The following is a 21863-nucleotide window of genomic DNA, read 5'->3' on the forward strand; positions in this document are numbered from 1 at the left end:
TGTCTCCACGACATTGAAGAAGGACTCTACCGAAGGATCATCTTGCAGGGTCGCTGAACTCATTCCACATCAGCGTTCACCCTGCTCTTTGGTGTGCTAATCGTTCTATGACACCCTCAGGCGGCGACGAAAGACTCGTCTGATTCGAACACGGGGAGACGTTCGTCAAGAAGTAGTATGAATTTTGGTGGTGATTCCGAGCGAACGAGACCGGTTAGGCGTTCTCGTCGCTACCCTCCTCACTGGTGGTCTTCTCGTCCGTCGAGAGCCACGGGTCGAAGTGAACGTACGCGACGCCAGCAGTCGGACCCTGCGAAACCGCGTCGCCGTTACCGTCAGCGAGACGACCGGTGACCGGGTCTTCGAGCGAACTCTCGCTCTCGTTGCTTACGCACTCGTCGCCCGAACCGTCCGCGCTCGATGGTCCGTTGCTCGCACCCCAGTGGTTACGGGTCGCGTTTACGACCCCGTCGGCGTCCTCGTTCAGGACGCCGAACTTCTCGTTGCCCGCGATGACGTTGAAGTGGATTTCTGTGCACTTCGCGTCGAATGCGGGGCCGACGCGGATGCCGTTCGTGTTGTCCACGAGACGGTTCCCGAGAACCCGAACGGTACCGTTCGAATTGTCCACTTCTATCCCGTCTTCGTTGTGGTGCTGTACGTTTCCACTGACGAGCACGCTACCGGGTCGTCCCGCAGTAGCGATGCGAACGCCGTTCATCGCGTTCTCGACGACGTTGTCTAAGACGCGGCTACCGCTCGCATTCCAGCCGACGACGATGCCGGACTCGGGAATGGAGCGAACGTGATTGCCGACGAAGGTCGTGTTCGGTGCGTGCTCCGCGTACAGCGTCGCGTTCGATACCGTGTTGTTCCGTAGAACGGTGTCTCGAACCGGGAGCACTGAGAGCGGACCGACGTACAGGTCGTTGTCTTCGACCTGGTTTTCGACGACGTGTGTATCAGTCGCCTTGGTCAGCCGAATACCACCATTCTTGACCCAGTGCGGACCGCCACCGTTCGCGTAGATGCTGTTGTTCTCGATGGTGTGGCCGCTTCCCGTCGCCGCAATGCCGGCGTAGTTCTTCGAGACGTCGGGCCCGGTTATCGTGACGTTCGAGGCGACGTCGTCCTCTTCGTAGTACATGGAGTCGACGACGACACGGATACCGAACCCGAACCGTCCGGCGAGTGTCGGCGGTTGTTCGAGACCGTACTGTTCGCGAGTACGGTATCGTCTGTGCCTCGAAGTACGACACCGACGGCGTTGTCGGTGACGGTCACGTTTTCGAGTCTATTGTCGTCGGTCTCGAGCGTGATTCCGTTCTGCCAGTCGGTGACGACGACGTTCTTGACGGTGAGTTCGTCCGTGCGCCGGCGCGCGTGACGGTAACCATCGACGTAGTCGTGCTCGGCATCGACGGTGTGGCCCTGTCGTCCAGCACGACGTCGCTCGACCGAATGTTGATACAGTCGGTCGTACTGCTGTTTTCGATGTCCTCGGTGAGGACGTAGGTTCCCAGAGATTCGATGACGGTACACGAATTTATCTCCGTCACGCCGTCGGACGTGCTACTCTCTGCGGCGAACGTTCCGACGGCGAACAGAGAGCTTACTATCAGTAACGATACGACCACTGCAGCGGGGCGTTTCATATCATCCGTGCCTCCGAGTGAGTCACGTGACTCTCGGGTATTTACTACCGAGTCGACAATAGTAGATTAATAGAAGTATGACTTAGGACGAATGTGCGTTTGAACCACAAGATATTCATCCCGGCGTGTCGGTGTCTTCGTCCTCGGACGATTCCAATCGCTCGATGTCCGCCGAGTCACAGTACGGGCAGTGTAAGTCCGGCAACTCGACGGAGTACGCGAATTCCCGACTACAGCGACGACAGCGGTACTCCTCTCCCTCTATCGTGAAAATTCGTCTTACTGCGTCGAACAGTCCCATCCGAAAACAATTCTACGCGAATGGGCTTAAAACCGCGTCACGAACTACTGAGCAGGCGCATCGCCACACCCGCCAGGATGACGAGGATGGCGAGACCGGACGTTATCGGTTCGGGAATGAAGAACATCACGACACCAGCGAGCATGACGAGCGTCGAAGTTCGAGCCATGTTCGACAGTACTCGTCTATCGGGGAACTGGTTGTGGTTTCGTGTGCAAGTACCGTCGAAGAGCAGTCAGAGAAGAGAGCATCCAGCGTGAAAGTCCAAACCAACATCGCCACCGAACGTGATATTTTTTATATAATTGTGCGGATGTTTATTACCTATGACGAACGAGAAAGCGATGTGACCATTTCCCCGACCCGTGCCCAGTCAGAGACCCTGGGCGTCGTCCTCTTGCTCGCCGTGACGCTCGCGGGAACGGGACTCATCGTCACCTTCGGGTCGTCGATGCTGGACGACTCGAAGCGCGCGACCGAACTCGACAGCGCGGAACACGCGATGACGCAATTCGATTCCAAGGCCAGTCTGGTCGGAATCGGAGACACTAACACCCAGGAGGTACACCTCGGCGTCGAAGACGACGGTCGAACGCTCCTTCGCTCGAACGATGGGTGGATGCGGGTCGAAATCGACCCCGACGACGGAAGCAAGGTCGAAGTGAGGACTCGTCACTAGCCATTGAATACCTTTATTCATCAATACATCAAATGATTTTATTAAAATTATATATATATGGAGTATCGCTTTTGTAAATATAGGCTACGACTCTCTCGGTTTCCACTCATATTTTCGAAAGAAGGTTGCTATTCGTGATGGATAATCCGAGAAAAACGACGGCGTCCGCGGTGTTGTTCCGAATCGATGTACTCCGACGGGGCGGTTTCCGATGCGAGTCGTGGTACACTCGGGACGAGAACGACGTGGTCGTCGTGGTGACGTTCACAGATTGTATCGAGGGAGGTCGTTGGGGTCTCTCTCGTCGTGACAGACGGGTGCGCTGAGAACACGGGCACGGCGGGAAGAGAACCGCCGGTTCGCTCACGTCGTTCGCTGCACGGGCGTGGCGGGATTCGAACCCGCGGTCGAGAGGTTAGGAACCTCTCGCCCTATCCGCTAGGCCACACGCCCGCCACGAAAATGGTGTAGAAAGACGACTTACTCGTTGGATTCCGTCTCGGTGTCGACGCGCGTCTCCGGTTCGTCGTCGAACTCGCGCGTGCTGCTCGAAGAGGACCCCGAGTCTTGCATCTCACGGAGTTCGTCCTCGACTTCCTGTCGTCCTTTCTTGAACTCGCCCATCGCCTCTCCCGTCGAGCGAGCGAGTTTCGGAATTTTGTTGGCACCGAACAGGAGCACCGCGATGAGTAGAATCACCGCGAGTTCCATCCCGCCAGGGACCGGCCCGAATAGTGGTATCGTTTCGTACATCCTCTACCTATTGCTTACCGGTTGGCAATTATAGGCTTTTTGCTACTGCACGGTTCAGGCCTGTCACCCGTTCGACGCGAAATGCGGAGTGATTTCCCCCGTTGCCCGAGGGCTTTTTGCGTCGGAACGAGAGGTTCCACCATGGACGATTTCGAAATGGAACGACAGACGGAAGAGGGACAACGGGCCTACGACCCGTCGGCAGACCACGCCTTCCCGGACGAGAAGCTAAACGAGGTGTTGGAGTTCATCGACAACGATGTCGAGATTCAGACCTACCTCGAAGCGCAGAACGTCAACGCCGTCGCACGCAAGGGATACAACGACCACGGGAGAAAACACATCGAAATCGTGCGCAATCGCGCCCTCCTGCTCTACGACCTGCTGAAACGCGGCGGCGTCGAGTTCAACGGGGCAGCAGACCAGGGGCTGGACGAAGAAGACGAGAGCGTCATCGTCGCGTTCGCGGCGGCGCTCCACGACATCGGTCACATCGTCCACCGGGACTCTCACTCTTACTACTCGATTCCGCTCGCGGCGGACGTGCTAGACCGAGTGCTCCCGAACTTCTACGACACCTCGGAGTCAGTTCGGATGAAAGGTGAGATACTCCACGCAATCCTCTGTCACCATACCGAAGAAGACCCGCTCACGACCGAAGCGGGCGTAATCCGCGTCGCAGATGCACTCGATATGGAACACGGCCGCTCGCGCATCCCCTACGAGAAGGGCGGGCGGGGAATCAACACCGTCTCCAGTCAGGCCATCCAGCGAGTGACGCTTCGGCAGGGAGATACCGTCCCCGTGCTCGTAGAAATCGAGATGTTGAACGCGGCAGGCGTCTATCAGGTCGACAACCTTCTCAAGGCGAAACTCCACAAATCCGGGCTGGAAGACGACATCCGAATCGTCGCCCTGAACGTCCGCGAGGGGACCGACAACATCGTCGAACGAATGGAACTCTAGGCGACGCTCTCGTACACCTGCGCCAGCTCTTCGACCGCCCGCTCGACGCTGATTTCCTCACGCCGGGCCAGGCACGCTTCCCGGAGCCGGTCAGGTTCCGCCAACGCTCGTTCGATAGCGTCGCGGAATCCGTCCACGTCACCGCTCTCGAAATGATACCCCGTCTCCCCGTCAACGATGGTGTTCGCCAGCGCACCGGCGTTCGCGCCGACGACGGGAGTACCACAGGCGTTCGCCTCCAGTGCGACGAGCCCCTGCGTTTCGACCGGACTCGGAAACGCGAACACGTCCAGCGAGGAGTAGAAAGCAGGCATCTCGTCGCGGTCCAGGAATCCGAGAAACCGCACGTCGACGTCACACTCCCGGGCCTGATTCTCCAGTGACTCACGAGCGGGGCCGTCGCCACCGAAGACGAGGGTGACGTCCATCCCGTCTGCTGCCGTGAGGAGTTCCGAGAGACGCTTTTCGAAGCCGTGACGACCGGTGTAGCCGACGAGTGGTTCGTCGCCATCGAGGTCGTACTCCCGAACGAAATCCGCGATTTCGACGGGATGAAATCGTTCGACGTCGACCCCGTTCGAGACCACGTGAACCGGGGCGTCGACGCCCACCGACTCGACGACGTGTCGTTTCGTGGCTTCGCTCGGCGTGAGCACGGCGTCAGAGTGGTCGAAGAACCAGCGTTCGTAGGCAACCGACGCGCGTTCGACGTATCTCGCAGCCGAATCGTTCGAGATGAGGTAGTCCGCGTACTCGCCCGTCGGCGTGTGGTAGGAGGTCACGAACGGGCGGTCGTCTTTCCGGGCGAGTCGGAGGCCGCCGAGTCCGATGGCGAACGGGGTGTGTGAGTGAACGATGTCGGCGTCGCGCACCGCCTTCGGAACGCGGGGTGTGCCGAGACGATACCCGTCGTAGAACGGAAAGGGGAGACTTCCGATGGGATGTTCGCCTTTCTCCGGCGTGTAGCCATCAGCACGGGGGTACACCACGTCCATCCGCCCCTCGTTTCGTTCCCAGCAATCGCGCCACGACCGTATCGTGTAGGTTACGCCGTTTATCGTCGGCAAATACGTATCCGTGAACGCGGCGACCCATCGGCTCATTATCCGGTGATTCGGGTAGGGGGTGTTAAGTGCTTGTGACTTTAGACGAGTTCTCGGTACGTCTCCGCGAGTTGCTCTCCGACACGGTCCAGACCGTGTTCGCTGGCCGTCTCCCTCGCGTTCTCACCGAGTCGCTCGCGCAGGTCGGGATTCTGGGCGAGCAGCTCCAGCGCGCGTCGGAACTCGGCTTCGGTCTCGCATTTCAAACAATCCTCGCCGTGGGTGTAGAACTCGTCGAAGACGGGGATGTCTCGGAGGACGACGGCCTTCCCGCAGGCCATCGCTTCGAGGACGACGATTCCCTGGTTCTCGACTTTCGCCGGGAAACAGAACACGTCGCCCGCCGCGAACGCCCCGCGTTTGTCCTCGACCCAGCCGGTGAAGGTAACGTTCTCGGGTGGGTCGTTCGTCCACTTTCTGACGGTCGAACTGGCGTGCGGGCCGGTGTCATACGTGCCGAACCACGCGAACTCGTAGTCCGTGACCTGTGCGAGTCGACAGAAGGTCGTGAGACCCTTGCGCTCGAAAACGTTGCCGATGGCGAAGACGACCATCCCATCCAGGTCGTAGCGGTTACGGTACACCTCTCGCAGGGACTCGAATCCCGCCAGCGATTCGACGTCCACACCGTTGGTCATCGGGCGAATCGGCGCGTCTACCGGATACGATTCGAGCACCGACTTCGTGTACTGGCTCGGACAGAGTACGAGGTCGGCCTGTGAGTAGAACCACTTCAGATAGCGACCGAGTGGCCGACCGACGAGCGTGGACCCGCGAAAGCTCTCCGCGAAGTCCTCGCGCGTCACGTGTGCGTGGAGGACGAGCGGAATCCCGGCGTGCTCGGCGTGGCGTGCGACCGCGACCGACCCCGGCCCGATGACGTTGCAGTGGGCGACGTCGAACTCGGAGAAGAAACGGCTCCCTACCGCTCGGGAAGCCAGCGCGTGAACAGGGCTCCCACCCCGCCACGGCGAGGTGACGACATCCACGTCAGTCCCTGCGAGCGCCTTGCGCTGGTGTTTCGTGGCGGTTCCGATTCCGCTGCGGTTCAGGCGGGATTCCAGTTCGAGGTAGTTGAGTGCACGCACTGGCCGAGTTATGAACTAGCCGTCCATTACCGCTTTCGGAAAGCCCTCGTTGAAGGACCAAAAAGTATTTGTTCGAGCAAGAGAATGGGCAGCATGGGGCAATACAGGAAACTTCTATCCTTGTCCTGTCTCGCCCCGGAAACCCCCACCCCCCCATTCCGAATGACAGTAGCCGAAGAGCGAATAGAGCGTCTCGCAATACTCGCAAGGGACGCCGCCGCCGACTGTCACGCCGACCGTGCTCGTGAGTACGTCCGCCTTGCCAGACGAATCGCCGAGCGTCACCGACTCCAGTTACCCGACCAGTTCAAGCGATTCACGTGCGATTCGTGTGACGCCTACCTCCGCCCCGGCAAGAACGCCCGCGTTCGATTACAGGACCGACACGTCGTCGTTACCTGCGACTGTGGCCACCAGAAACGCTACCCATACGACTAACGAACCGGGTCGTCGGCCTCGAACGGGCGGTTTCGATTGCGGCAGTGGTCTCCCGCCGAATGGAGTCGTTACGTTCGTTCTCGGCGTCGTCTGGCGTTCGTTTCGACGCGTTCTCGCGGTGCTCGGCGGCGACGAGAGCGTGAAAAGAGCATTTCGAAGGTCGTGACCGGATAGAGCCGAACCGCTTCCCTCACCTCACAGCGAAACGTGACCGGTGACGACACTTCGACGACCGATGTCCCACCCACGCCCATCGTATCTACAGTCGCTTCCGAGTCTCGCATCTCCGGTTTCGTTCGCGAGCGAGGGCCAGGATGAGTCCACGGGCACGACCATCCCCCTCCGCCGTGGCAGACGAAAGCACCAAGTCTCGGGCCACCTCATTCTCCGATATGACCAGCCAACAGTGGACGGACATGATAGTAGGGGACAGGATGGCCGTCGACCGGGAGTTCGCCCAGCGCGTGGCCGACTCGGAGTTCTCCCGGCAGGAGTGGGGGCTCATCATGACCGCCGTCGAGTTCGACATCCACCAACCGGACGACGACGAACAGGCGACCCTCGTCGCCGACACGAGCAAAGTGAAACAGGTGATGCCCGAGATGGAGAACATCCAGTCGCAGATGAACGCGATGGCGGGCAAATCCCCGAAGAAAGAGAGCAAGGGCGTCTTCAGTTCGGTCAAAGACGCGCTCGGACTGGGTGGTGGCGACGCCGGCATCGACCAGGACCGACTCGCTGCCGCCGAGCGATTGGCCCAGGAGTACGCCGACGAACTGCAGGCGCGACTGGAATCGAAAGACAAGTGGAAGCGCGTCCGTAAAGCAGTTCAAGAGTGATGCGGTTCGCACCCGACGCGTGGCGGTACGCCGCACCGCCGTTCGTCCTCGCTGGCCCTCTTGGCTTCCTCTCGCCGTTCGCAACTCTGATCGCACTCACACTGGGCGTCGCGGTACTCCTCTTTTTCCGTGACCCGGAGCGCACCGTCCCTACGGCGGGGGTGCTCTCGCCCGCCGATGGCAGGGTGTCGGTCGTCCGAGAAGAAGACAGTCGGGTTCGAGTCGGCGTGTTCATGAACGTCACCGACGTGCACGTAAACCGCACGCCGCTGGCTGGCGAGGTCGTGTCGGTCGAACACGAACCCGGTAAACACCGTCCCGCGTTCACCAAGGAGTCGGATAGAAACGAAAAGGTCCACGTCCAGTTTCCGGAGTACGGCGTGACGCTCATCGCCGGTGCGTTCGCACGCCGAATTCATCCCTACGTCGAAGCGGGTGACACGCTGGCGCGCGGCGAACGACTCGGCCACATCGCCTTCGGTAGCCGCGCAGACGTACTGCTCCCGGAGTCGTTCGACGTGACGGACGTGGTGGTCGGGAAAGGAGAACGAGTTCGCGCGAGTGAGACGGTCATCGCCCGGTCGGATCAGTCGCTCGAATAGTCCCCGCCGTGGAACAGCGTCAACTCCTCTGCCTCGTAGATGTTGATGAGTTCGGTGATAATCTCGTCATACGACTCGTCTTCGACCCGGAGGCTGTCGAGACGCGATACGGTCTCCTCGTTGAGCGTTATTTTAGGCATCAGTATAACAGATGTCCGCGAGGGTCATTAAAGCATAGGCCCCGACTGTTTCACTCGGTAGTATCCTCACTGGGGAGGTGGCGTATTCGGCGTCCACCCCGAGTAATCACCCGTTACTGGCTTCGTAGCACCATCTTTCGAACCGACAGGGGTTGCTTTCTCATGTACAGTGACCGGATAACAAAGTACCCACGCTCTTGTTACACGTATCGCCGAGGTTCACTATGACAACGACAGATAGCCGGATAACTGGTCGAAACGACACCGTCGCTGAAAATCGGTGCCGAAGCTGTGGGTCGTTCGTGACCCGCGACTTCGCGCGCGTGTTCGGAAACAACGAAAACGAGGTCTTCGGGTGCCTCGAATGCATGACCGCCACGGAGGTCAAAAAAGGTGGTGCACGGGCCGAGCACGTAGACACTGCAAAACTCATCGGTGGCCGAGAACCGCTTCGCTGAGTCAGAAGGGGTGGGGGACGGTGAAAATCCAGCGGGGCTCTTTTCAGGTCGATACTCGCTTGCGTCGGCCTTCGTGTCCGCGCTCGAACACCCGGTTCGCGCCGGGTGCTTCGTACGGCGGCGTGTGAGCGACGTCCGCCATCGTCTGTCTGGTCTGTCCTCCGTCGGTCGCCAATCGCGGCCCGCGGTCGAAGTAGCCGGGGGCGTTGCTGTCAGTGTTCGGTTGTGTGTGGTCCATCTCTCGCATCGTCTGTCGTTTTTCTGTCATCGTGTGTCTGTTTCTCGTTCGGTGTACCGTTGGCTTGCGGTCGGTTGTCGATTCTTCGAGTCGTGTGGTGGGTAGAGAGGGGCGTCAGGCCCCTACAATGAAAACCGAACCGACAGCAGCGCCACTCACGTCCAACGTGTGCGAGTGAGTGTCTAACTGCCTCATCGTACTTCGATACTGAGAGTGTGAGTAGTTATAACCTTTTCGTGGCACGCAACTTTTGCCAGGCGGCTACGGTCGTCCGACATACATGTTCGCCACAACGATAAGGTGAATTCGTCGCGTATCGATAGGCGCATGACGAACCAAGAAGTCACTCGGCTTCTTCGAAAAGCCTACGGCGACGAAATCGAGACGGTTATGAACTACCTGACGAACTCCGTCGTCCTCGAAGGGGTAAGTGCCGAAGAGGTGAGAGAGAGCCTCGAAACCGACATCCAGGAGGAACTCGGCCACGCAGAGATGATCGGTCAGCGGCTCAAGCAACTGGACGAGCGCCCACCCGCCTCCTACGACTTCGAGGCGCGACAGGAAGGACTGCAACCCCCTGAAGACAGCACGGACGTACTGTCGGTCATCGACGGGGTCCTCGAAGCAGAGGAGGACGCCATCGAGACGTATCGGTCGCTTATCTCAGCAGCCCGAGATGCAGACGACCCCGTCACCGAAGACCTCGGCGTGACCATCCTCGCCGACGAGGAGGCCCACCGAACGGAGTTTCGCGGGTTCAAACGAGAGTACGAGGACTAAGGCAAGGATTTTTCTCGGAGGGGTGAGAGGAACGTTCTATGAGCAACCCAGATTTCGACCTTGACTTGCAGTCTGCTGAGCAGGAGATGGATTTCGCCGCTGGCGAGCGAATCTTGCTGGGGGTCCTCGACGGAACGACACCAGTTGCGAAACGAATCGATGCGATAGACCACGGAAACGTCCTCGTGCTCGCCATCGACGGGGACCTGAACGAACTCGCGGCCGACCTCGCACCAGCCGTCAAAGAGCGCGGAGGGAACCTCGTCCACTTCAGGAAGTTCCTCATCATCTCACCGCCCGAACTGGAAATCGACACGAGCGAACTCTGAAAACGCCAGCACAAAATGGAGGGCACGGTGGAGCGACGCAACCGTCACCGTCCGTCAGCAGGGGCCACCGGGTGGCCCGTGCGGCGAAAAGACACCGAAGAACATAAATATTCAATTTCCACATCGAGAAATTTATTCGAGCCGTAGAACGCTCCATCGGGTTTGGAATCTTACGCTTCGTCGCCAGAGAACGATACCAAAAAGAACCAGCCAACACAACGGGCCCCTATCGCCATGGAGACACAACGGTCACTCGTCGAGTACGTGCTCCGTTCTGGAGCGCGGACAGACGTTTTATCCTCTATCGCCGACGGTTGCACCCCGACGCAAGAGCTTCTAGAGTGCGGTCTCGCGAGCGAGTCTGCGGTGTACAACGCTCTCTCCGAACTCGAGGACTGCGGACTAATCTACACACAGGAATCGAAACAGTGGACAGCGACGGGAACCGGTTCGGTAATCGCTGCGCTCATCGAGCGCCAGCAACAGACCGAGAACGTCCTCCAGACGGACCTCGACTACTGGAACGACCACGACGTGACCGCCCTTCCCGTCCCCTTTCGACACCGTCTCGCGAAACTATCCGGCGGAACCGTCGTCCGTGCGACCGAGACACAACCTTCACGGGCCGCTCGCGAAATCGAGAACCGCCTCGAGACGGCGGACTCTGCGTCGGTTGTCGCACCGATATTCAGCGAACGCTACTCCGATGCACTTCTAACGGGGTCCGGCGCCTCTCGCCTCGTTCTGGATTCGGCCGTCGTCACGGACCTTCGTTCCGTCGAAACGTTCGAGGAAGAGACGTTCGACGACATCGACATCCGGGTCGCCGACGTCTCGTTCGCCCTGGCCGTGATGGACGGCTGTCTGTTGCTTTCGTTGCCGACGCTCGATGGCTCGTACGACACTCGGTCGGAGTTCGTCGTAGAGTCAGAGCGTGCGTGTCGCTGGGGCACGTCGCTGTTCGAACAGGTCTGGAGCGACGCGCCCCCCGTCGAGGAGTACGTTTAATCGTCGGCGACGACCGTCAGGAAATGTCCATCCGGGTCACGGATTCGGATACCCGATTCGACCGTCTCGATACGGCAGGCTCGGTCTTCGACCGTCTCTCGAACTGCCGCGGGGGAGTCGGCACGAACCCCGATATCGACGTGGACTCCTCCCCGAGCGTCGGCGATACCGAGGTGGGGTTCCCAGAGTTCGAGGTCGAACGGTCCGCCCATCCGAACCCGTTTCCTGTCGGCACCTCTGTCGTACGTTTCGAATCCGATGTCGGAATAGAACTGCTCGGCCTCCCCGAGGTCTTCCACTTCGAGGACGATCTCGAAGATCCCCGTGATACCGTCACCGCTCGCGTCGGTGCCACCGATTTCGACGCAGTTGCCGTCGGGGTCGTAGAAGTACAACGACCGACTTGAGGCGAAATCGTGTTCCACGAGGTCGAAAACGGACGATAGACGGTCGTACCAGTCGTCGTACTGCGCTTTCGGGGCCGAGAATGCGTAGTGAGTGTGAAGCCCGCCGCGAGGGACGGCCTGCGGTCGGCGAAGCACGAGCGCGTGGTCGTCTGCCCCCAACGTAACCTCGTCGTCTCTCTCCTCCAGAACTGGCAGGTCCAGATGCGTTTCGTAGAACTCCCGCGCACGGTCGAGAGACTTCACCTCCAGCGCCAACCACCGAAGCCCCGAGAGCATAGTCCGAGATACACAGCGACGGCGCTTAAAACGTCGCCCCGTCGATTTATGCCTCACTCGGTTCTAGTGATGGTATGCCTCTCAAAGAAACCGCCGAGCCGACCGAGTACCAGGAGATCGACCGGTGGGATGGTGGAGTCGGCTGGTTCGCACATCCGGACGAAACGATGCAGCGAGCGAGTCACGCCCTCGCGGTCGAAGGTGACGTCTGGCTCGTCGACCCGGTCGATGCCCCCGGTCTCGACGACCTGTTCGACGAATTCGGCGACGTCGCGGGTATCGTAGTCCTTCTCGGCCGCCACATGCGCGACGCGAAGGTGCTCGCTCGGCGATACGACGTTCCGCTGTATCTTCCGACGTGGGTGCGCCGAAGCGTGAGTGGGATCGCAGTTCGCCGGTTCGACACGACACTCGCCGAGACGGGGATGCGGGTGCTGAAACTGTTCGACAACCCTGCCTGGCAGGAGGCGGCGCTATACGACGAAGCGGGTGGAACGCTCGTCGTTCCGGAATCGGTTGGAACCGCTGATTACTTTCGAACTCGCCGAGAGCGACTGGGTGTTCACCCGATGGTTCGATTGGTCCCACCGGACGAACTCCGTGGGCTGACTCCCCGCCGTATACTCGTCGGTCACGGCGCAGGCGTGTTCGACGACGCGCCCGGCGCACTCGCCGACGCTCTCAGTGGCTCTCGTCGACGGTACCCCTCGTTGCTGGCATCGACCGTTCGCCGCTTCGCACCAATCTGAAGTCATTTCTGAACCCCGATAGGTTTTGGTATTCGGCGCACATATTTCACCTATGTGCTCTCTTCACCGGATTTTGAATGGTAAGATTCTGTAGGTTTTCCGGTGACAGTCTCGTTTACCTCCCGTGAGACCGAACCGGGTATCGAGATACAGGACCCGCTAGAACGCCGCACGTGTACGCTCTATACACCGGAGACGGTATCGCTACTCCGGGCCGACTCCGATTCATTCGTCTTTCCGGTGGACGAGGCAGTGACGATATCGACCGAGAAGCTAACCCTCCCGACGCCAGCAGGCGTGTACGTCCACGACGAAACCGGTGAGATGGTGTCCGATCTCGAGAGTATCGGATTCGAGGAGTTTCCGGAGGGAACGTACTACCTGGAACTCGGGACGCCGATAAAACTCTACGTACGGGTAGACGCGTCGCTCGTCGTCACGTCGTCGTTCGACCACGTCGCGTTCGAGTTCGGAACCGAAACGACGGTGACAGTCGGTGGCCGGTCGTCGGTGAGACGACCGGCGGGGGCGGTGACGACGACGGAGGATCCGGTGGACGTGATGGCGGCCGTCTCGGCGTTCGGGTCGGCGCTGAAGACGACGAGTCCCGAACGCTCGTTCCCGACGCTCCGCGGCCATCCCCCCACCATCGAGTTCGGCGACGAACTCCAAGTCCCCGACGAACTACTGCCCCCCAAAACTGGCGTCAGAATCGAACTTCCGCCCGACTACGAACACATCTTCCCCGCCACCCCACTCGCGTACTACCTCGGCGCGACGCTCGTACCCGGAAACACCCCACGAATCGTCGCCGACGAGTTCGAACACCCCCTTCGAACCGCGTGTGGCTTCGAGGGCGAAGTCGAGCGCGTGCTGAAACAGACGTTCCTCCTCGACTGCGTGACCCGAACCGAGGGACTGTATCCGGTCGAGCTCCACGAACGAACGCAGCTCGAATCGAGGGTCGACCTGGATTTCGCAGCACTCTACCACGCCCCGCTCTCCGAGCAATTGCGAGCCTATCTCGACGTTCCCTACGCGGTCGTCGAGACGTTCGTTCCGGACTGGCAGTTAACGACCCACGTAGAGCCGACACCGGAGAACGTCGAGATGCTCCTGTTCCTCGTGGACGACCTCGCCGTCGTTCGGACACCACGGACACAGGAGGTGTCCGTATCCGCGATGCGGCCGCCCGCAGTCGACGAGTTCGTCAGAGGCGGTGACTCGACCCGGAGTATAGCCGAAAGCCCCACCAGTCCGCAGTCACTCGTCGAGCCGGAGACCACGGATTCGCTCGAACAGGTGTGGGTGGGAGAGGAGACGCCGGTCGGAGCGAGCAAGGCCACCACGACTGCGTTTCAGAACCGACTGGAACGGACACCGACGACGGGTGACGTCGACATCACCGTCGTCTGCAACGACCAGCAGATGGACGAAGAGCGGAGCATCGCAGACGAAGTGTACGGTTCGCGCGAGAAGTTGCCCTTCGACGTCACGGTTCACAACGAACTGACGGTCGAGGAACTGCGCGACGTGCTCGAATCGGAAACGCAGTTTCTCCACTTCATCGGCCACATCGACGAGCACGGGTTCGAATGTGTCGACGAAATGCTCGACGCCAACGAACTCGACTCGGTCGGCGTCGAGGCGTTCTTCCTCAACGCCTGTCAGTCGTACGACCAGGGGATGGCGCTCATCGAGGGGGTGCGGTCGGTGGCGTCGTCACCCTGAACGACGTCATAAACAGCGGTGCGGTTCGCGTGGGCAAGACCATGGTCCGTCTCCTCAATCGAGGATTCCCGCTCTGGGCGGCGTTGGACATCGCCCGCGACCGGAGCATCATCGGCGGCCAGTACATCGTCGTCGGTGACAGTAACGTAAACGTGGTTCAGACGGAGAGCGTGTTCCCCATGATATTCGAAATCGAACCGAACGGGGACGAGTACGAACTGACAATAATTACGTATGCCTCGGGTGATACGGGGATCGGTGGCCTCGTCACACCACGACTTTCGGAGGAAAGACGGTCGTATCTCGCCTCCGGTGTCTTGACGACGCAGTCGCTCACGAAAGAAGAACTCGAACGACATCTCGCTTTAGAAGACGTTCCGATCCGAACGAATGGACAGCTCAAGTGGAGTTATTCCGTCGACGTCGACGAACTGTAATTTTCAGGGACCAGTAGTTCCAGCCAGATAGGCTCCAGCGACGCTGCCCGCCTGTGAGAGCAACAGGACGATGGTGAACAGCACGCCGATCATTCGTGGGTTCGCTTCGAGGTACGTGCCGAGGTCGTTTTCTATCATCACATTCTTGTATTTCTACCATATATATTAAGTTTATATTTTATTTCTATATGTTTCAAGAATTTACTATATTATTTACAATATTGTTTATTAAACAATATGATGCAGTGAGGAAGAGGGCCCCCGTATCGAGCGACGACGTTATTATCTGTCGATACGAAACGTGTTCGTGGTCTTCGTAACTCGCGGACTGAGGGACGCGCTTCTCGAACTGGCCGCAGACGCCGAGCCGGAGAAGGTGACGATTTCGCTCGCTGTCACACCTGCTGGCGACTTGCGCGGGGCCGACGACCTCCCGGGAGAGACGCCCGTGTTCACGCACTTCTACCCGCCGGATACGGGTGGGTCCGTTACCGCAGTCTTCGGAATGGACCTCTCCATTCCCGCCGGGCAATCGCAAGGACGGTTCGTCTCACACCCGCAGGGAGACCTGGAGGTATCCCGCACGGACGACTTGCGCGAGGTGATGCTGGTCGCAATTCCACCGTGGCGTTCCGACTCTATCGCCGCGTTCGACAGGACGGGGCGAAAACAGCAGTTCGTCGTTCTCGACGCAGAACCACCCGCAGAGCTACTCTAAGTAGCCCAGTTCGCGTAGTTGGTCAGTGATTTCGCCGAACTCCGATTCCGTCAACCGTCCTTCTTTCTGGTGTTGGATGACGATGCTCCGCAAGAGGAACCGAACGAGGTCGCTGGTGCTGGAAAAACTCGTTCCTTCGATCGTTTCGTCGACGCGGTCGGCGAGGTCTTTCGGAATCGAAACCGTAGTGTACTCCGTCATGGTGGGGGGTTCGTCGTCCTGCCGGTTATCGTTTACGTCACTCGAACGGAACAGAAACGGCGGGACGAACGATTCGATATCGGTGCGACGTACGCAGAGAGAGTCGTGGAGAAAAGCGACCTACAATCGTCTCGGGAAGCGAGCGACCCGAACCCGACCGTTCGAACGTGCCGTCCTACTCAATGAGGTCTTCGAACTCCGGCAGTACGTCGTCGTCAGCATCGTCTTCGTCATTGTCGTCTGCACGTTCGTCGTCCCCGCGTTCGTCGGCGTCGTCCTCGTCGGGGGTTTCGTTGTCGGCCACGTTCTCGGAGTCATCCTCTTCGTCTTCTAGCACCTCGACTTCGAGGACGGTGAGTGGAATGTTCTCCAGTCGTTGGCCGATCTCTTTCCGTGCGATGCGCGAGGCGTGTTCCTCTCGTTCGACGTTGAACACTGTCATCTCCAGTTCGAGTGCAACGAGTGCTTCGTCGGCGGCGATGAACGCTGGTGGGAGTTCCTCGCCGGATGGAGAGGTGCGCTCGCCCATGCTGATCTCGACGTAGTTCAGATCCGGGTTCAGCAACTCGCCAGTCTTGGAGATGGCGATTCGCACCGCCTCGTCCGGCGTCTGAACGTCGTACACCGGAATCGCGGCTTCCACGACAACTCTGCAGTTCATGATCCCACAGACAATTAGACAGCCAGCGGTATGAATTTTCGCCCATCACAACATTCGTGACAGGTCACACTCCGACGATGTGAGTGGCGTACCTTGCCTGCACGAAATCGTCGCCCCCCTCCGAGCGCGGTAGTGCAGCGAGAACGACGTCGCTGACGTCGTTCGTGAGAACTGGCGACGGGTACTCGCCGGGACAGAAGAATCGAAAGACTTGCTCTCCCACGTTTCCTCTTCCGGAGCGATGGAAACCGGTTCGATTCCCGTCGCCGACCTGCCGGGTGGGTTCGACCTCCAGTCGACCGTCGAGAGCGGTCAGAGCTACCTCTGGCGGCGCGAGGACGGTCGGATGTACGAGTCGGCTCACGCCTACGGTGGGTCTGCGTGGTACTACACCGTCGTCGACGGTGAGGTCGTTCGCGCCCGCCAGCAGGACGGGCGACTGGAGTGGGAGGCGACGACGGACGCCGAACCCCTGCTCGTCTCCATGCTCCGTCTCGACGACGACCTGGATGCCATCGTCGACGCGTCTCCGGACGACCCACTGGTCGAAGCGGCGTACGAGAAATATCGCGGAATGCGTATCGTCCGCGACCCGTTTTTCCCGTGTCTGGTCTCGTTCATCTGCTCGGCCCAGATGCGCGTCAGCCGAATCTACGGCATGCAGACCGCGTTGGCCCGGGAGTTCGGCGACCATGTCGAGTTCGACGGGAAGACCTACTACGACTTTCCGACCCCGGAGCAGTTGGCGGCGGCGACGGAAGCCGACCTGCGCGACCTGAACCTCGGCTATCGTGCGCCGTACGTCGAACAGACCGCAGAACTCGTCGCGTCGGGTGAAGCGTCTCCCGACGACGTACGAGGAAAATCCTACGAGGACGCCCGCGAGGCCATGAAGGTGTTCGTCGGCGTCGGCGACAAAGTCGCAGATTGTGTCCTGTTGTTCTCGCTCGGCTACCTGCAGGCAGTCCCACTGGATACGTGGATTCGGAGTGCCATCGAAGATCACTATCCACACTGCGAGCGAGGGTCGTACAGGGAGACCTCACGGGCGATTCGAGCGCAGTTCGGCGACGAGTACGCCGGCTACGCCCAGACGTACGTGTTTCACTACCTGCGAAGCTGACGGGACGGGCGACGTCGACTTCCGAACGGTCACGACAGCCCCGACGATTTTGTGCCTCGGATTCGAACGACCGGACATGGCGAACCGAACTCGCGCACACGTCTTCGTCTCCGGAAGAGTGCAGGGCGTCTACTACCGGGCCAACACCCGAGACACTGCCCGGGAAAAGGGCGTCGATGGCTGGGTACAGAACCTCTCGGACGGGCGCGTCGAAGCCGTCTTCGAAGGACCGGAGGACGCAGTCGAGGCGATGGTCGAGTGGTGTCACACGGGAAGTCCCGCCGCCGACGTAACGGACGTGGAGGTCGAATACAGAGACCCCGAGGGCGAGGACGGGTTCCGAATACGACGGTAGTACGGTCGTACGGAAACCGCGACAGCGATTCACGCTCGTCGGACGCGAACGAATGCTTTTAAGCCCCGCAACCGGAAACAGTTCGATATGGCAATCAAACCCGACTACGTCAAGAAGACGGGAACCATCCTGTTGGAACGATATCCGGACGCCTTCACGAAGGACTTCGACCAGAACAAAGAGAGCGTCGAGAAACTGACCAACATCGACTCGAAAGGCGTCCGCAATCGCATCGCTGGCTACGTCACCCGGAAGAAAGAGTAATTCTCGGAGAGGCGACTTCGTCGATGTCCGTCACTGCTGACCAGAGGCATCGAGGGGCGTTTTTCCATCCCGCTTTCCTGCGGGGACCAGACGGGGAACCGACAGGGACATCGCACTCTCGGCAAACACCGACTCCGTCGAAAGCTACTTGCGCACCCTGTTGTTACCCAATCGCACAATGAGTACCAACGTCGGAATCCTCGGCGGCACGGGGGCGGTCGGACAGCGATTCATTCAACTGCTAGACGGCCATCCCGAGTTCGAACTGGCCGCCATCACGGCGAGCGACGAGAGCGCGGGCGAGCAGTACCGCGAGGCGGCCAAGTGGCGCATCGACTCACCGATTCCGGAGTCGGTCGGTGACATCACGGTTCGTGCGACCGACCCCGGCGACGTACCGGACGACGTGGACATCCTCTTCTCGTCGCTTCCCTCGGGCGTCGCCGCGGAGGTCGAACCGGAGTTCACCGAGGCGGGCTACGTCGTCTCCTCGAACTCCTCGAACGCCCGGATGGCAGACGACGTACCACTCGTCATCCCGGAGGTCAACGCAGACCACCTGGACCTCATCGAAGTCCAGCGAGACGAACGCGGGTGGGACGGTGCACTCGTGAAGAACCCGAACTGTTCGACCATCACGATGGTTCCCACGCTCGCCGCGCTCGACCGATTCGGACTGAACCGCGTCCACGTCGCCACGCTGCAGGCCGTCTCGGGTGCCGGCTACTCTGGCGTCACGTCGATGGAAATCATCGACAACGTCATCCCGCACATCGGCGGCGAGGAGTCGAAGATGGAGACCGAATCGAAGAAGCTCCTCGGTTCGTTCGACGGGAACGAAATCGACCACCACGACGTAGAGGTGTCGGCCTCGTGCAATCGAGTACCGACGCTCGACGGCCATCTGGAGAACGTCTGGGCCGAAACTGCGACGGAACTCACCGTCGAAGACGCCCGTGATGCGTTCCGTGACGCCCCGACGCTCGAACTCCCGAGCGCGCCCGACCCACTCGTCGAGGTGTTCGAGAACGAAGACCGCCCGCAACCGCGACTCGACCGCACCCTCGGCGGCGGGATGCAGGTCGCAGTCGGCGGGGTCCAGGCGTCACCTGCCGGTATCCAGTACAACTGTCTCGCCCACAACACGATTCGAGGGGCCGCCGGAGCGAGCATCCTGAACGGCGAACTGCTGGTACGGGAGGGGTGGGTCTGACGGCGACGGAGTAGAAAGCATATATGTCTACACAGTATCATCCGAACTGGAGGTTCGAAACAGATGAAACGAACACTCAAAATTCTCCTGCTCGTCTCGGTGCTGGCCATCGTATACCGCCTTCGCAGCGGTAGAGACGCCGACTACTGACCCGCGACTCGAATCGACGACTGACCGACTCGCCGACTCCCCCCACGTCGAAGACCGCATGTGCGGCCTCTCGACGGCCGGTCGTTTTCACGCACGTTGCCCGTCAGGATACCGAGTAGCGAAGCAACACGCCGTCGTCGATTTGTTCGACAGCCGCCAGTTCGAGCGTCGGAAACGACGCCTCGTCGACGAACCCATCGCCGTCGGCGAGTGTCGGTGCGTCGCGCCCGCCGACGACGAGCGACCCGACGTAGAGGCGAAGTTCGTCCACGAGCTCGTCGGCGAACAGCGAGAAGATGAGCTCGCCACCGCCTTCGATCATCACCTGTTCGACGCCGCGCGATTCGAGTTCGGTGAAGGCGTCTTCGAGCGAGACGCGGTCCGTGCCCGCGACGACGACGGTGGCCCCTGCTGCTTCGAGTGCTCTCACGTTCCCGTCGGGAGCGGCCTCGGTGACGAAAACGAGCGTGTCCGCCCGGTCGTCTAACACCTTGGCGTCGACGGGTGTTCGACCACGGGAGTCGACGACGATGCGAATCGGATTGGGTCCACCGTCAGCGGTGAGCGAGGGGCCGTCTGCGAGCACCGTCCCGACGCCGACGACGATAGCGTCGCTTTCGACCCGCAGGTCGTCCACCCGTTCGAAGTCGTCCGGGCCACTGATGTCGATTTGCTCTCGCCGCCGCGAGGAGAGTTTGCCGTCGGCGCTCGTCGCGGCGTTGACGACGACGTGCATGCGTGCCGGTATGCGCTCTCCGTGAAAACCGCTTTCGGTGCTATCAGGAACTTTATACGCCTGCCCCCAGAGGAAACGGACGATGGTTTCCCGGAACGTCTACCGCTCACTTTTCGCCGTCCTGTTTCTCCTCTGCTCGGCGTCGGTCGGGTACGCGTACGCCACGTCCCCAGTTCGAGACGCGGTCAGCGGGTACCACGACCAGGCCGACCTCCCCCACGAACGACGCACACCCGTCGCACCACCCAGTCCGAACGTCACCGTCGTCGCGGGGCACGGAATGGACGGCGACCAGTCTGCGCTCGTCGCGTTCGGACCGACGGGGCGACTGCTGTACCACGACGCCACCTACACCGGTTACTTCGACGTCGACCCGGTGCCGTCGGAGTCGACGACCGTCGAGTACGTCGCGGAGATGCCGCTGACTGGCCCGCGAGCGAAGGCGTGTGACGGAAAGTGTACCGTCTCGTTCGTCGAACGGGTGAACCTCACAACGGGTGAGAAAACGCGGGTATTCTCGCGCGTCATCCCACAGGACAGAGGCGCGAACTGGCACGACGTGGACAGAATCGACGACGACCACCTCCTCGTCGGCGATATCCATCAGGACCAGGTGTACGTCGTCGACACGACCACCAACATCACAACATGGCGCTGGGACGCACAGGACGATTTCCCCATCACCGAAGGCGGCCCGTATCCGGTCGACTGGGCGCACCTGAACGACGTCGAACGCCTGCCGGATGGGCGCTACATGACGAGTCTGCGCAACCAGGACCAGGTCGTCTTCTTGAACGAGAGCGGGATGATGGACTCGTGGACGCTCGGCGCAGAGGACGACTACAGCGTGCTGTATGAACAGCACAACCCGGACTACATTCCGCGTGAAAACGGTGGCCCGTCCGTGGTCGTCGCCGATTCGCTGAACGACCGCGTGTTGGAGTACCAGCGCGTCGATGGCGAGTGGCGACAGTCGTGGGTGTGGAACGACTCGGAGATGGTCTGGCCCCGCGACGCGGACCGACTCCCGAACGGCCACACGCTCGTCGCCGACACCAACGCGAACCGCGTGGTGGAGGTGAACCGGCAGGGTCAGGCCATCTGGGAGATTCCCGTCTACTCTCCCTACGAGGTGGAACGACTGGGAACCGGTGACGAAAGTACGAGGGGACCGAGCGCGAAGCAGGCGAATGTCCAGTCGTTGACCGCCAGCATCGACGAACGCGGCGTCTACGAACGACTGGCGCACGCGCTCTTTTCCAGGAAGACCGTGAGTAGCCTCTGGTTCGTCTTCCCGATGTGGGCCGGACTCGGCGAACTCCTCGCGGCAGTCATCGCCTCGCTGACACTCCTCGCCTGGGTCGTCTTCGAACTGCGTGCGGTGAACCTCCGGATCGAGACGCGCGTTCCGATTCGAGTCTCTCGGGAAACGAGCGACGACGAACACTTTTAATCCATCCCGACC

General features: G+C 60.4%; 33 protein-coding genes and 1 tRNA gene. 18 read left to right on the forward strand and 16 right to left on the reverse strand.

Features of this window, described 5'->3' with window-relative positions:
- Window positions 1-214 precede the first annotated feature (214 nt).
- The 4 genes from ACR3FF_RS13715 to ACR3FF_RS13730 all read right to left on the reverse strand — a co-directional run bounded on the left by ACR3FF_RS13715 (window position 215) and on the right by ACR3FF_RS13730 (window position 2125).
- A complete protein-coding gene (locus tag ACR3FF_RS13715) occupies window positions 215-1147 on the reverse strand; it encodes a right-handed parallel beta-helix repeat-containing protein (RefSeq protein ID WP_458188641.1) in 933 nt (310 codons plus the stop codon).
- Window positions 1105-1542, reverse strand: a complete 438-nt coding sequence (locus ACR3FF_RS13720) for a right-handed parallel beta-helix repeat-containing protein (RefSeq protein WP_458188642.1) — start codon at window positions 1540-1542, stop codon at window positions 1105-1107. The genes ACR3FF_RS13715 and ACR3FF_RS13720 overlap by 43 nt, the downstream gene beginning before the upstream one ends.
- A 228-nt stretch (window positions 1543-1770) precedes the next feature.
- A complete protein-coding gene (locus tag ACR3FF_RS13725) occupies window positions 1771-1956 on the reverse strand; it encodes a TFIIB-type zinc ribbon-containing protein (RefSeq protein ID WP_458188643.1) in 186 nt (61 codons plus the stop codon).
- A gap of 37 nt (window positions 1957-1993) precedes the next feature.
- A complete protein-coding gene (locus ACR3FF_RS13730; RefSeq protein ID WP_458188644.1) occupies window positions 1994-2125 on the reverse strand; it encodes a transporter in 132 nt (43 codons plus the stop codon).
- 177 nt (window positions 2126-2302) lie between these two features.
- Here ACR3FF_RS13730 and ACR3FF_RS13735 point away from each other — a divergent pair, with 177 nt between their 5' ends.
- Window positions 2303-2635, forward strand: a complete 333-nt coding sequence (locus tag ACR3FF_RS13735; protein ID WP_458188645.1) for a DUF7289 family protein — start codon at window positions 2303-2305, stop codon at window positions 2633-2635.
- Between the two features lie 380 nt (window positions 2636-3015).
- On the opposite strand, the gene ACR3FF_RS13740 is transcribed toward ACR3FF_RS13735, so the two are convergent.
- Together ACR3FF_RS13740 and ACR3FF_RS13745 are read right to left on the reverse strand one after the other, a co-directional pair.
- Window positions 3016-3088 (reverse strand) — tRNA-Arg (locus tag ACR3FF_RS13740).
- 27 nt (window positions 3089-3115) lie between these two features.
- The gene (locus tag ACR3FF_RS13745; RefSeq protein ID WP_458188646.1) at window positions 3116-3388 is read right to left on the reverse strand and encodes a Sec-independent protein translocase subunit TatA/TatB; all 273 of its coding nucleotides are present in this window, start codon (window positions 3386-3388) and stop codon (window positions 3116-3118) included.
- 141 nt (window positions 3389-3529) lie between these two features.
- Here ACR3FF_RS13745 and ACR3FF_RS13750 point away from each other — a divergent pair, with 141 nt between their 5' ends.
- The gene (locus tag ACR3FF_RS13750; RefSeq protein WP_458188647.1) at window positions 3530-4354 is read left to right on the forward strand and encodes an HD domain-containing protein; all 825 of its coding nucleotides are present in this window, start codon (window positions 3530-3532) and stop codon (window positions 4352-4354) included.
- Here the strand turns inward: ACR3FF_RS13750 and ACR3FF_RS13755 are convergent.
- Window positions 4351-5457: a glycosyltransferase gene (locus ACR3FF_RS13755; protein WP_458188648.1), complete on the reverse strand. Its 1107-nt coding sequence runs from the start codon at window positions 5455-5457 to the stop codon at window positions 4351-4353. The genes ACR3FF_RS13750 and ACR3FF_RS13755 overlap by 4 nt on opposite strands.
- 41 nt (window positions 5458-5498) lie before the next feature.
- On the reverse strand, window positions 5499-6545 hold the full coding sequence (locus ACR3FF_RS13760; protein WP_458188649.1) for a glycosyltransferase family 4 protein: 1047 nt from the start codon (window positions 6543-6545) through the stop codon (window positions 5499-5501).
- Window positions 6546-6707: 162 nt separating this feature from the next.
- Between ACR3FF_RS13760 and ACR3FF_RS13765 the strand changes: the two genes are divergently transcribed.
- The 3 genes from ACR3FF_RS13765 (at window position 6708) to ACR3FF_RS13775 (ending at window position 8424) form a co-directional block, all read left to right on the forward strand.
- Window positions 6708-6983, forward strand: a complete 276-nt coding sequence (locus ACR3FF_RS13765; RefSeq protein ID WP_458188650.1) for a ribonuclease P protein component 4 — start codon at window positions 6708-6710, stop codon at window positions 6981-6983.
- A gap of 392 nt (window positions 6984-7375) precedes the next feature.
- Window positions 7376-7822 carry a DUF5799 family protein gene (locus ACR3FF_RS13770; RefSeq protein ID WP_458188651.1) on the forward strand — a complete coding sequence of 149 codons (447 nt, stop codon included), beginning with the start codon at window positions 7376-7378 and terminating at the stop codon, window positions 7820-7822.
- Window positions 7822-8424 (forward strand): protein sorting system archaetidylserine decarboxylase, encoded by a 603-nt coding sequence (locus ACR3FF_RS13775; RefSeq protein ID WP_458188652.1) that lies wholly within the window; start codon window positions 7822-7824, stop codon window positions 8422-8424. Before ACR3FF_RS13770 ends, ACR3FF_RS13775 begins: the two co-directional genes overlap by 1 nt.
- On the opposite strand, the gene ACR3FF_RS13780 is transcribed toward ACR3FF_RS13775, so the two are convergent.
- The gene (locus tag ACR3FF_RS13780; RefSeq protein WP_458188653.1) at window positions 8409-8564 is read right to left on the reverse strand and encodes a DUF7557 family protein; all 156 of its coding nucleotides are present in this window, start codon (window positions 8562-8564) and stop codon (window positions 8409-8411) included. The genes ACR3FF_RS13775 and ACR3FF_RS13780 overlap by 16 nt on opposite strands.
- Window positions 8565-8788: 224 nt before the next feature.
- On the opposite strand from ACR3FF_RS13780, the gene ACR3FF_RS13785 reads away from it, so the two are divergent.
- On the forward strand, window positions 8789-9022 hold the full coding sequence (locus tag ACR3FF_RS13785; protein WP_458188654.1) for a DUF7563 family protein: 234 nt from the start codon (window positions 8789-8791) through the stop codon (window positions 9020-9022).
- A 43-nt stretch (window positions 9023-9065) separates the two neighbouring features.
- On the opposite strand, the gene ACR3FF_RS13790 is transcribed toward ACR3FF_RS13785, so the two are convergent.
- Window positions 9066-9290: a DUF7989 family protein gene (locus ACR3FF_RS13790; protein ID WP_458188655.1), complete on the reverse strand. Its 225-nt coding sequence runs from the start codon at window positions 9288-9290 to the stop codon at window positions 9066-9068.
- Window positions 9291-9587: 297 nt separating this feature from the next.
- Here ACR3FF_RS13790 and ACR3FF_RS13795 point away from each other — a divergent pair, with 297 nt between their 5' ends.
- The 3 genes from ACR3FF_RS13795 to ACR3FF_RS13805 all read left to right on the forward strand — a co-directional run bounded on the left by ACR3FF_RS13795 (window position 9588) and on the right by ACR3FF_RS13805 (window position 11377).
- Window positions 9588-10040 (forward strand): ferritin-like domain-containing protein, encoded by a 453-nt coding sequence (locus tag ACR3FF_RS13795; protein ID WP_458188656.1) that lies wholly within the window; start codon window positions 9588-9590, stop codon window positions 10038-10040.
- A 38-nt stretch (window positions 10041-10078) separates the two neighbouring features.
- Window positions 10079-10369 carry a DUF5779 family protein gene (locus ACR3FF_RS13800; RefSeq protein WP_458188657.1) on the forward strand — a complete coding sequence of 97 codons (291 nt, stop codon included), beginning with the start codon at window positions 10079-10081 and terminating at the stop codon, window positions 10367-10369.
- Between the two features lie 234 nt (window positions 10370-10603).
- Window positions 10604-11377 carry a helix-turn-helix transcriptional regulator gene (locus ACR3FF_RS13805; RefSeq protein WP_458188658.1) on the forward strand — a complete coding sequence of 258 codons (774 nt, stop codon included), beginning with the start codon at window positions 10604-10606 and terminating at the stop codon, window positions 11375-11377.
- On the opposite strand, the gene ACR3FF_RS13810 is transcribed toward ACR3FF_RS13805, so the two are convergent.
- Complete coding sequence (locus tag ACR3FF_RS13810; protein WP_458188659.1) at window positions 11374-12060, reverse strand: VOC family protein; 687 nt, start codon at window positions 12058-12060, stop codon at window positions 11374-11376. The two genes, ACR3FF_RS13805 and ACR3FF_RS13810, sit on opposite strands and share 4 nt — an antisense overlap.
- 74 nt (window positions 12061-12134) lie before the next feature.
- Here ACR3FF_RS13810 and ACR3FF_RS13815 point away from each other — a divergent pair, with 74 nt between their 5' ends.
- The 3 genes from ACR3FF_RS13815 to ACR3FF_RS13825 all read left to right on the forward strand — a co-directional run bounded on the left by ACR3FF_RS13815 (window position 12135) and on the right by ACR3FF_RS13825 (window position 14977).
- Window positions 12135-12809 (forward strand): hypothetical protein, encoded by a 675-nt coding sequence (locus ACR3FF_RS13815; protein ID WP_458188660.1) that lies wholly within the window; start codon window positions 12135-12137, stop codon window positions 12807-12809.
- Window positions 12810-12911: 102 nt separating this feature from the next.
- Window positions 12912-14540: a CHAT domain-containing protein gene (locus tag ACR3FF_RS13820; protein WP_458188661.1), complete on the forward strand. Its 1629-nt coding sequence runs from the start codon at window positions 12912-12914 to the stop codon at window positions 14538-14540.
- 41 nt (window positions 14541-14581) lie between these two features.
- Window positions 14582-14977 carry a hypothetical protein gene (locus ACR3FF_RS13825; RefSeq protein ID WP_458188662.1) on the forward strand — a complete coding sequence of 132 codons (396 nt, stop codon included), beginning with the start codon at window positions 14582-14584 and terminating at the stop codon, window positions 14975-14977.
- 3 nt (window positions 14978-14980) lie between these two features.
- Here ACR3FF_RS13825 and ACR3FF_RS13830 read toward each other — a convergent pair whose 3' ends face one another.
- Window positions 14981-15115: a DUF7503 family protein gene (locus tag ACR3FF_RS13830; protein WP_458188663.1), complete on the reverse strand. Its 135-nt coding sequence runs from the start codon at window positions 15113-15115 to the stop codon at window positions 14981-14983.
- Window positions 15116-15284: 169 nt separating this feature from the next.
- On the opposite strand from ACR3FF_RS13830, the gene ACR3FF_RS13835 reads away from it, so the two are divergent.
- Window positions 15285-15695 (forward strand): JAB/MPN domain protein-containing protein, encoded by a 411-nt coding sequence (locus tag ACR3FF_RS13835; protein WP_458188664.1) that lies wholly within the window; start codon window positions 15285-15287, stop codon window positions 15693-15695.
- Here the strand turns inward: ACR3FF_RS13835 and ACR3FF_RS13840 are convergent.
- From ACR3FF_RS13840 to ACR3FF_RS13850, 3 genes are all read right to left on the reverse strand, one after another.
- A complete protein-coding gene (locus ACR3FF_RS13840; RefSeq protein ID WP_458188665.1) occupies window positions 15687-15896 on the reverse strand; it encodes a ribbon-helix-helix domain-containing protein in 210 nt (69 codons plus the stop codon). The two genes, ACR3FF_RS13835 and ACR3FF_RS13840, sit on opposite strands and share 9 nt — an antisense overlap.
- A gap of 175 nt (window positions 15897-16071) precedes the next feature.
- Window positions 16072-16557 carry a DUF555 domain-containing protein gene (locus ACR3FF_RS13845; protein ID WP_458188666.1) on the reverse strand — a complete coding sequence of 162 codons (486 nt, stop codon included), beginning with the start codon at window positions 16555-16557 and terminating at the stop codon, window positions 16072-16074.
- Between the two features lie 64 nt (window positions 16558-16621).
- On the reverse strand, window positions 16622-16780 hold the full coding sequence (locus ACR3FF_RS13850) for a hypothetical protein (RefSeq protein WP_458188667.1): 159 nt from the start codon (window positions 16778-16780) through the stop codon (window positions 16622-16624).
- Between the two features lie 18 nt (window positions 16781-16798).
- Here ACR3FF_RS13850 and ACR3FF_RS13855 point away from each other — a divergent pair, with 18 nt between their 5' ends.
- From ACR3FF_RS13855 to asd, 4 genes are all read left to right on the forward strand, one after another.
- On the forward strand, window positions 16799-17680 hold the full coding sequence (locus ACR3FF_RS13855; protein ID WP_458188668.1) for a DNA-3-methyladenine glycosylase family protein: 882 nt from the start codon (window positions 16799-16801) through the stop codon (window positions 17678-17680).
- 76 nt (window positions 17681-17756) lie between these two features.
- Window positions 17757-18035 (forward strand): acylphosphatase, encoded by a 279-nt coding sequence (locus ACR3FF_RS13860; RefSeq protein WP_458188669.1) that lies wholly within the window; start codon window positions 17757-17759, stop codon window positions 18033-18035.
- 87 nt (window positions 18036-18122) lie between these two features.
- The gene (locus tag ACR3FF_RS13865; protein ID WP_458188670.1) at window positions 18123-18299 is read left to right on the forward strand and encodes a 30S ribosomal protein S17e; all 177 of its coding nucleotides are present in this window, start codon (window positions 18123-18125) and stop codon (window positions 18297-18299) included.
- 178 nt (window positions 18300-18477) lie between these two features.
- The gene (asd, locus tag ACR3FF_RS13870; protein ID WP_458188671.1) at window positions 18478-19512 is read left to right on the forward strand and encodes an aspartate-semialdehyde dehydrogenase; all 1035 of its coding nucleotides are present in this window, start codon (window positions 18478-18480) and stop codon (window positions 19510-19512) included.
- Window positions 19513-19765: 253 nt separating this feature from the next.
- On the opposite strand, the gene ACR3FF_RS13875 is transcribed toward asd, so the two are convergent.
- Window positions 19766-20398 (reverse strand): 2,5-diamino-6-(ribosylamino)-4(3H)-pyrimidinone 5'-phosphate reductase, encoded by a 633-nt coding sequence (locus tag ACR3FF_RS13875; RefSeq protein WP_458188672.1) that lies wholly within the window; start codon window positions 20396-20398, stop codon window positions 19766-19768.
- A gap of 82 nt (window positions 20399-20480) precedes the next feature.
- Here ACR3FF_RS13875 and ACR3FF_RS13880 point away from each other — a divergent pair, with 82 nt between their 5' ends.
- The gene (locus ACR3FF_RS13880) at window positions 20481-21851 is read left to right on the forward strand and encodes an arylsulfotransferase family protein (protein ID WP_458188673.1); all 1371 of its coding nucleotides are present in this window, start codon (window positions 20481-20483) and stop codon (window positions 21849-21851) included.
- The last annotated feature ends 12 nt before the right edge of the window (window positions 21852-21863 follow it).

The organism is Haladaptatus ordinarius (assembly GCF_054177595.1).